Raw genomic sequence first — 9,589 nt, 5'->3', positions numbered from 1 at the left:
GTTTAGTATCGGTAGTATTAAGCCTAAATTTAATTATATCCCTAGGAGTATATCTAAGATATTTAAAAAGAGGGTCAGCTTTATTTTTAAGTAAAATGTCTAGAATCGCAGGGAATGAAATTGTAAAAGGCAATTTATTATTAGTTTCAAAATAATCATTTGGAATTGTACTAGATGTATTACAATAGACTAATATATGAAGAGCTGTTCTACCTGTATTATCAATTCTATTTACATTGGCTCCTTTCTTTATTAGTAACTTTATTATATCTATGTTTTCTTTCATTATTGCAAAATGTAATGGAGTATACCCTTCCTTATCAACCGCATCTATGTTAGCACCGGCTCTAATAAGCGCTTTAGCAGTTTTTTTATCACTATATCGCCTCCCGGCTAAAATATGTAGCGGAGTTTGTCCTATGTTATCAGCAATACTAATTGCTGCCCCGTTCTTAATTAATTTATCTACAACCATACCGCCCATAACAACTGCATTATGTAAAGATGAACGGCCATAATTATTTACTTTGTTAATATCAGCCTTATTATTTATTAATAAGCTTATTATTTTGCTGTAGCGCTTATTAATTATTTTATCACCCTCTTCCCTTTCCTTTTTAGTACATCCATTTACTGCCACTAAAAGTGGGAAAGATGTATAATCTCTTGCTTCATTATCTTTAAAAATTACTTCTTGGTTTGGATCCGCTCCCGCCTTTAATAAAGCTTTTACCATCTTTTCTTTACCTAATGCCACAGCAGAATATAAAAGTGAATAACTTTCTAGGTGCCACTTCTCTTCTCCTATTTTATTGCTAATTAATGCATTAGGATTTACTCCGGTTTTAAGCAAACCCTTAAGTAATTGAATATCTTTATTTCCTACAGCTTGAAATGCAACCTCTTCCGGGTCTAAGTTAAGTGAATCCCAATGCCTTATTATAAAACTTTTGATAACAGCATAGTCTTTTCCACTATCTAAAAAGATTGCCCCAATTATTGCCTCCATCGCATCTGCTAACCTACGGTCACTTACATTACCTTGTGGAATCATATCTTCGCTTATCTCTAGTCTTTTTGCTACATCTAGCAAAGGGCCATCATTCCTTACAAGATTTGATAACATACTATTTAAAGTTCCCTCAGTATAGTCTGGGTACTTTTCCATTAAAATATCCGTTACAGCTAATTCTAAAGCTCTATCTCCTATAAATTCTAAAGTCTCATTATCTTTTATGTTAACTGCCGACCTTCTGGTTAAAGCTTGTATAAGTAAGTCCATATTTTTAAAATTATAACACAGTGCTGCTTGTAAACTTTCATATCCTTGCTGTTCTTGGGTTATTTGTTCAGGGTAAGTATATGTTCGAGTATCTTCATTCCTTTTCATCTTTAAACCCTATCTTTTAAAAACCTATTTAGAAGTAGTACATGTAATTCTAAATATTTATTATTATATAATACTTAAGTTGCATAAAATATTTAATTGGACTCAACATTTACCTATATACCGCGCTGTTCACCTGTTTTTTCATTCATAGCATATTTTTGAACATAGGATGTTGGGATAGTATTAAGTACTTTATTAGCTACCCTCTCAATAGCCTCTCTTGTACCTATTGGGAATGGAACAGAGCAAGTATTTAAAATTCTAAATGTAGAGCGCATAAGCTCTGCTCGCAATTCAGGAAACACATATCCCCCGAACAGCTGTTGTTCAGATTGTAAAACATTATTAAGCCAGTTGGAGACTTGTAGAATTAATATTGATTGCTGTGCAGGCCTTAGGTTAATTTGATTATCATTAATATATGTTTTTATTACTGCATCAGATACAAACTTTGATGCTTTATTAATATGATCCCCTATAAGGTCTTCTTGTTCTTGTTGACCTGGTAGCTTAGGAATGCTTTTATGTTCTGCTTCGAGCCTGGCTTTTAGTATACTAAAATATCCTTCATCTTTACTAAACACCTCTCTTACTCCAGGATACTTCTCTAAAAATGATGTACTTGCTATATGAAATTTTAATTCATTTGGCAACTCAGAAATCCATGTACCTATGAAAGTAGTGTCATTAGTAATTAAGCTACTAGCTTCAATATTCTGTTTTAATACTTGAAATTCATCAATATTCTTAAGCCCAAGCACTTTTAGCCATTGTTCTAAACTATGTGAAGGGCATTTTAATTCTTTGGCTCCTGCAGCAATTAGAAGTAAACCCATTTCTAAATTTGGAGTATAAGCAAAAACATTGTAACCTTGATTATTAATATGGTTTATATTGAATCTGTGTGCCCCCTCATAAGTGACTAATAATTTGGTTATTTTAATATTACCAGTTTGAGCAGCTAGGATTAAAGCATTATCACCGTTATTATTTGTATAATCAATAAATGCCTTTTGGTTCATAAAATTAGAATTTAACATATATTTTATTACATCTATCTTTTTATGCAAAATTGCAACCATTAGCAGGTTATTACCACTAGAATCTGGGGTCCATAGACTACATCTCCCGAGATTTAAAAATGTATAAATACTTGATAGATTCCCAGATTGTACTGCCGCTAGTATTCCAGCTTCCATTTGTTTCTCAACTCCTGCATATTGGGCAATACTAAATAATTGGTTAATAACGCTTGGGTTATTTATAGCTGCAGCTATTAAAGCACTAGACCCTTGGAGGAATAAGGGTATAAAATCACGTAGTTGGGCATTATAATTATCCTCGTATCTATGCGAGCCTGTTGTAGCACCATTAAGTGCCTGAATATATCTATTATATATAAATTCAATAATAGCATTGCTTTTATTTTGTACTGCAATAACTAGGAAATTCATACCATGAATTTGCCCTTTGGCTTGCTTAGCTTTCCCTTCAAAATAGTTATACCATTCTTGGAAGATAGTAAGATCTCCTACCCTTGCTGCAATTGTTAATATGCTATCCCCTTGCCTATTAATTGTGTTTAGAATCATATTTGGATCCTCAAGCGAGCTATAACGCTTAAGCACCTTGTATGCGCCTAAAGCTCTTTCCCCGACAGCTGCCATAATCGGTAGATCACCATTATTATTAATAACTTTTAATAATGATTGATCGAGGCTTATTATCTTTGCAACTAGTTCAGGATTGTCCCTTTTTACCGCAATAAATAAAAGATTATCACCTTGTTTGTTGGTTACATTAATTAAATCAGGCCTATACTCAAATAAATAATTTACTATTTTATCTTGCTTATGTTGTGCAGCAACCATTAAAGCATTGTTTCCCTCTTTATTAACTTTTGTTACTAAGTCAGGCTTTAACTTGAGCAATATAATTAATGCATCAAGCACCCCGTTAACTGCTGCATATGTTAAAGGGTTATCTCCATCATTATTAACTGCATCAATAAGGCTAGGCTCAAGCTCGTTTATTATACTAATAAAATCTGCATTTCCTTCCTGTGTAGCAGCTAACATTATAAGATTAGCACCGGTATAGTCGCTAAAGCTAAGCACCTCAGGCGCCTCAAATAATAAGTTAAGTTCTTCATCTCGATTATTTCTTCTTCTATTGACTATATCTCTTAAAGTAGGGTCTGTCTGATTAGATTCTATATCTTTTCTTAGCATGAAAGCCTCATATTTTGTTAAAGTGATTAAATAATCTTAAAAATTAATAGCTATATAAGTTGATTATATAAATTTAATAACTAACTGCTTTGCCCTGAACTTCTATATTTTTTTCAGGTATACCTCTAATTATTTGCATAGCAGTATGAAGCTGACCTTCCTCCATAGCAGTAGCAAGCTTTGAAAGATCATTATACTTTCCTGCTTCCATTAATTTCTTCATAGCTTCTTGTATTTCTTTTTTACGCTCAACTTTCATATCTTCTAATGGTATAGCCTTACGAATACTATGCCCACGTACTAAAGCTTGAATAGTTATAGCTGCTTCTGCTCTTTCTTGTGCTAATCCATGCCTGCCAATAACTGACTTTAAACTGCTGTTTTCTTTCTGTAAGTTTGATAGCTGAATATCTTTCTCTGTGTTTTGTTGTTTTAAAACCTTATTTCCTTCATGTAATTTAGTATTTTCTTTTTCTAGCTCTTTAACCTTAGATTGTAAATTTTGTAATTCTTGGTTTATGTTTTTTAGCTCATCTTTCAACTTTGCAAATCCTCTTTCAAGTTCTTCGTTTCTAGTTTTAAACTCTTCATTTTCTACAGTAAGTTCTCCTATCTTTTTAGAAACATTTTTATCTGTAGGCTTTGGTTTGAGAGCTGGGTTCTCTTCTATAAATTTATTTCTTTTTAGATATTTATTAATCTTTTCCCAAGCTTGAACTCTCAAGTATTTGTCATGGCCTTTCTCATAACTTGAATAAACAGCATATGTCAGATCTAACTTTGTAAGTGTGGTATTAGACTTTAATGATTCTGCAATAGTTACTAGACCTCTAGCATGATACTGAACTGGAGTTCTTATCTCAATTTGCTTACAATTAGCCCTTATAATCAAATACCCCAGATCCTCAGATAAATTACTTTCATTTAAACTTAAAGAGCTGATAACTAGTGATGTTATAGTATTATTTTCCTTTAGCGCATCACCTAATCCTTTCAAATTTATCTCATCTAATGTTGAATCATATATACTATCGTTATAGCGGCCATATTTAAGAATTTTAAGTCCAGTATTATATTTAAGCCCTTCAGCTAAGGCACCAAGTGCGCTGTTTTCTTTGTTATAGTTATCAATTTTGTGGCTCTCATTCGCAATATCTAAATTAAGCTCAGTAAGTGTAGTATTATCCTTAAGCCCCTCTCCTATCGCCTTCATGCCCTGATAAGAAATTGTGGGGCCTTTAAGGATAAGGTGAGTAAGGGTGGTATTGGTTTGTAATGCTTCTCCTAGCACGTATGCTCCTTTATCTGAAATGGAACTAAAGCTTAAACTAACTTGAGTGAGAGCAGTATTATGCTTTAATACATCTCCTATAGTTAATCTCCCTAAACCTAACTTTGCATGCTCTATGATAAATAGTGCAGTTGCTTTATTGTTTTTTTGAAAAGCTTTACTTATCGCAACTTCATTATCGGCTTCCCTTGTGTATGGCTTTAAGTAAAATTGAGTAACCGTTGTATTACGCTCTATACCTTCTGCCAATATCTCAATTTGCTTATCACTATCACCATACTCGTTCTTATATATAGTATCTCGAAAAGAATCAGGGTAGGTATTGTATTTGCTATCATTAGAAAGCAACTTATTTCTATTAATATATGCACCTAGCAAGTAGTATAAATTATTGATTTCATATTTTTCTTTACTTTCAATTTCACCAAGTACTATAACTGATATTAATGTGGTATTGGTTTTAAATACTTCCAGTATTGCTTCTATTGCTTTTTTTTCAACCTTATTAAATTTAAGTTTAATTTCATTAATGGTTGTATTATCTCTCAGTTCATTAGCCAGTAGCTCCATTTCTGCAGTAGTAATTACCTTGCTTGAAAGATCAAGACTTCCTTGTGTGGTCTCTACTAGATTAGCATATTGAGATTTTAAAAGATTATCAGGGTTACGCATATATACCTATTGTACAGTTTTTAAAGTTTCACACTTATTGCCCAATGCTTTTTGAAACAATAAATATATTGTTATAATACTTAATAAATTAATTAAACGCTTTTTATATTAATTTATTAAGTATTATAGATTTTTTAAAATTTTATAGCCTATATACATGGTGGTTTAAAATAAAGTTATTATTATAAAGTAAGTGGGTAGTATTTACTTTATAAACTAATACTTACTATTCTCTATTTCCTCAATTCTATAAGTTATCTTCCCTATAACTCATCAACTTAAGTTACTTTATACACTTTGATTCAGAGATTGGTTTATAGACTCAAAAGTTGTTATTTTATATAATATACCTTAAAAGGAACTAGGCAGTGTAAAATATGATCGTTTATTACACTCTAGCACTCATAATGAAAAATAAAAAAAGCTAGAAGATTTTTACTCCTAGCTTACTTTTTTAGTTTGTGATTATTTATTAAATGATTGTCCTTGTAATTTTACTTCTTCTATTCCTGTATTTTCAAATGATTGTTTTATCCAATCATCTCTTCCTAGTAAAGCATTAGCACAAATTCTAACAATACCATATATGCGCTTTACAAAATATTTACCTTTAGCAATCACAAATTATAGCTTTTTCAGTAAATTCTCTAAGTTCATGCTTAATATCAAGCAAGGTCTCATCCGAAGAGGCCGCATCACGATACGTTTTAACATTAAATTTCAGTACCTTATCTGTACAGAAGATGTTGCAATATAAATCTTCTAGCTGGTTGGCAGTGGGAGCTGTTTCAAGCGCATCAACTTGCCCTTTAGCAGTATCAAAATATTTATTGAATTTGCCAAATTCTTTAAGTTTGCCTTTAGGGAAGGTATTTACTAATTCATCTTTAGCATCATTAATAGTTTCAAAATAGTTTTTAAGGTGCTGTAATGCCTTGCTGCTTTCTTTTGCTGCTTGATTAGATGCACAATCAATTTTCGGCATTTCATTATATGCTTTAACTTGATTTAAAAGTACACCTGTATAGTTAAGTGATTGTTTGATTTTATCAGCAAACTCTAAATATATACTATTACTCGCATGCCACTTGTTTTGTGCTACATCAATTTTAGAGTTATCCACAAACCAAATGGCTTGATTATTAAAGTAATCAATTGGGGTTATTAATATTGCTTCATTAGCATGGCTTGCTTTTGCTGAATTTAAGTGATTCTCAAAAGTATTAATATAATTAATATTTATTACCTCTCCTCCAGTTAAAGCAGAATAAAAGGAGACCATTTTTTCATAAATTTTAAGCTCATTAATATGCTCTTTGAACTTTGGCTCTGAAGTAAGTTTGTTGATAAAATCAATCCTAATGCTTTGTAATTTAGCTGGGAGAGCATTGGTAATTCCCGGATCAGGAGAACAAGTGACAGGAATTTCTTTACCAGTGTGTTTATCAGTGTAGATTTCTTTAACCACAAATGCAAGATGCACCCACTTAATAACACCCAAGCCCAGCTTTTCGGCCAGGTAGTATGTACCATCACTAACACATGTTCCATCTCTCATGGCAATGATTGTATGAGCTGCCACGGAACTTGGTAAATCCAAATTTAAAGTTTTAAATAAGCCAAGCGCTTTACTATAAACTTTATTTTCATTTACAATATAGGAATTAAAGTCATTAAGCTCTGCATGATAAACTTTAAGCATTTCACCTACCACGTTTTGTTGCTTCATAGCTTTAATTGTACTAATTACATTATTATTAGCTGCAATGGTTGGCTCTAAAGTTTTAAGTAACAATCCTACTTTCTCAGCATCTTGATTAACTATATCTAGTAGGAACCGTGGTAAAATACTCGTGATTGAAAAGAATAAGGCAGGGTTAGGTATTTCTTTACCTTCTGGTAAGTCTTTTACTCCTAATATGGTCTTCGCATAGTTAATCAAGAAGCCGACATTTTGCTCAAGTGGCCTGTTTTCTAGCTGTTGTTCAATTGACTTATCAATAAAAAGAAGACCAGGGTTTTTATCCGGATTATTAAGCACATTATCAAACGCTAAGTGATTAGCAGCATAATCAAGATTCTCTAGGTACTTCAGCTTATCATCTAACTTCTCTGGCATCTTATCATTTTTGATCATATAGGTCGCTTTGCTTATCTCACTTATCAGATTAGCATGCACCGCATCAATAATCTCTTTATGGCTAAATTCTTGGAATTTTGTAATGGCGTCTAGTTTATCAAATACTTTAATAAAGTTATATTCATTACGCTTAATTGATTCATGTACTATATTAAACACTTCAAATAACTCTTTATGCACTAAATCAAACTGCTCATGCATTTCTTTATGGATAGTATTGAGCGCGCTAAACAACTGATCAAACATTGCAGCCATGGCTTTATTATCTTTACCCTTAGAGGAGAGTATACTGACTACTGCGACGGCGCCTGCTATCATTGCAGTGACTGGAGTAATCATAGCAATACCACTCACTGCCGCAACTCCAAGAGAACCAGTAATTTGACAAGCTGCATAAAAAGCTTGTGTTGAAGCAACAGTTAAAGCACCAAATTTTTGTAAATCTTTTGACTCCGTTACTTGACCTAACTGTATTAATAAATTCCCTACATTAGTTGCTGCATTAAAATGGGATTTTATTTCCTCCTGCTTGGCTTGCATGGCTGCTTTTTCTACCATTTCTGTCTGGAGTTTATGATTCAGTGCAGCATAGAATAAAATCTCTTCTTGTACTATTTTGGCTTCTTCTGCTTTTGTATCTAAGATTTGTATGTTATTGCTAATACTTGTAATATGCTCATTTTGATGTTCAATTTTTATATCTAGTGTTCTTAAATCATCATTAATTCTTTTAGTATGCTCAGTTTGTCCTCTTATATTTTTTTCGATTGCATTCAACGTTACCCCTTGTTTGGCAAGGCTTTCTATTAATTGCTGAGCATTCTTATTTTGTTGCTCCTCAGTTTTTATAACTACTTCACTTAGTTTTTCTATTCTCTCCTTTGTCTTATTGAGTTTATCTTTGATATGACCTCCTTCTCTTTGACCTATATGGTTTGCTATAAGCTTAGAGTGTTCTAAAGCTTTTGTGGTCAACATTTTTTGATCTAATATATTATTATGTACTTCAAAATATAGATTTGAGTTACGATTGGCAAAGTCAAATTTTTTATAAAGGTCAATATCTATTTTATCGCCATTAAATAGGCCATAGTGTTCTGCTGTTTCTATAGCAGTATGAGCAACAAATTTAGCTGGTCCATGTAGACTATATACTGCGTCATTAATTCCTATTTTTAATAATTTGTATGGTAAATCAAGGTCAGTAAATCTATTTTTGTATAATATAAGGTATTCCTTAATATCATGATCACTGAAGTGATTAAAGTTTTGTGGAGCTTTGTATAATGCTAACTTTAGAGCTAACTTATGCTCTTCTTGTGGATTGGAAAGGTTAATAAGTTGTTTATTTGAATAGTATTGTGAAGCTAATAAAACCTTTAAGATATTAGCATCAGAAAGTTTTTCATTAAAAAAATTAGAGGGCCCCTTAGTACTATAAATAAAATCTCTTTCATAGATATTTAATCTTTTAAAGGTAATATCATTATTAAGCTGGTTTACTATTTTTCTTTGGGTATTAGTTAGCGTAAGCATATCAGCATCCAATTAGTTAGTGGAAAATGTTCGTATGTAGAATTAACTTATTAAAAGCCACACATACTAGCTAGCTTTTGAAGCAGCACAAAAAAAATGTCAAGGTGTTTAAAATTAATATAAATGGATAAACATTAACGCAAAGGAAGTGTACTAGTTGAGACTTAATCTGACGGCTATATAAGCAAGAGAGGGAGCTTTCAAACCAGTTCATGTCTAAAGCAACTTACTAAGTGATCATTTACCATCCCAACCGCTTGCATATATGCATATATTGTTGTTGAGCCAACAAACTTAAATCCTCTTTGTTTTAAGTCTTTACTAAAAGA

6 protein-coding genes are annotated in these 9,589 nt (G+C 32.1%); all 6 read right to left on the bottom strand.

The genetic code is table 11. The annotated features are described in order from the left end of the window. Positions 1–1,390: ankyrin repeat domain-containing protein (locus tag NF27_RS10935; protein WP_193387649.1), on the bottom strand; the 1,390-nt coding region annotated here is incomplete at its 3' end. 113 nt (positions 1,391–1,503) lie between these two features. Next, entirely contained in the window at positions 1,504–3,621 is a 2,118-nt protein-coding gene (locus NF27_RS00290; RefSeq protein ID WP_039454569.1) for an ankyrin repeat domain-containing protein, read from the bottom strand. A gap of 73 nt (positions 3,622–3,694) precedes the next feature. Further along, entirely contained in the window at positions 3,695–5,584 is a 1,890-nt protein-coding gene (locus tag NF27_RS00285) for a leucine-rich repeat domain-containing protein (RefSeq protein WP_039454568.1), read from the bottom strand. Between the two features lie 465 nt (positions 5,585–6,049). After that, positions 6,050–6,205 carry a hypothetical protein gene (locus NF27_RS12150; RefSeq protein WP_161791740.1) on the bottom strand — a complete coding sequence of 52 codons (156 nt, stop codon included), beginning with the start codon at positions 6,203–6,205 and terminating at the stop codon, positions 6,050–6,052. Continuing rightward, entirely contained in the window at positions 6,195–9,260 is a 3,066-nt protein-coding gene (locus NF27_RS00280) for a coiled-coil domain-containing protein (protein WP_152606799.1), read from the bottom strand. Before NF27_RS00280 ends, NF27_RS12150 begins: the two co-directional genes overlap by 11 nt. Positions 9,261–9,460: 200 nt before the next feature. Further along, positions 9,461–9,589: DNA-3-methyladenine glycosylase I (locus tag NF27_RS11550; RefSeq protein WP_161791739.1), on the bottom strand; the 129-nt coding region annotated here is incomplete at its 5' end.

The sequence above is a fragment of the Candidatus Jidaibacter acanthamoeba genome, from assembly GCF_000815465.1.
Classification (GTDB): Bacteria; Pseudomonadota; Alphaproteobacteria; order Rickettsiales; family Midichloriaceae; genus Jidaibacter; species Jidaibacter acanthamoebae.
This window is presented reverse-complemented; position numbering and strand designations above follow the sequence as displayed.

What these genes read in the sequence shown, in the direction of transcription:
- NF27_RS00285 (WP_039454568.1), bottom strand. Translation starts at nt 5,584, where the DNA reads ATGCGTAACCCTGATAATCTTTTAAAATCTCAATATGCTAATCTAGTA.
- NF27_RS00280 (WP_152606799.1), bottom strand. Translation starts at nt 9,260, where the DNA reads ATGCTTACGCTAACTAATACCCAAAGAAAAATAGTAAACCAGCTTAAT.
- NF27_RS00290 (WP_039454569.1), bottom strand. Translation starts at nt 3,621, where the DNA reads ATGCTAAGAAAAGATATAGAATCTAATCAGACAGACCCTACTTTAAGA.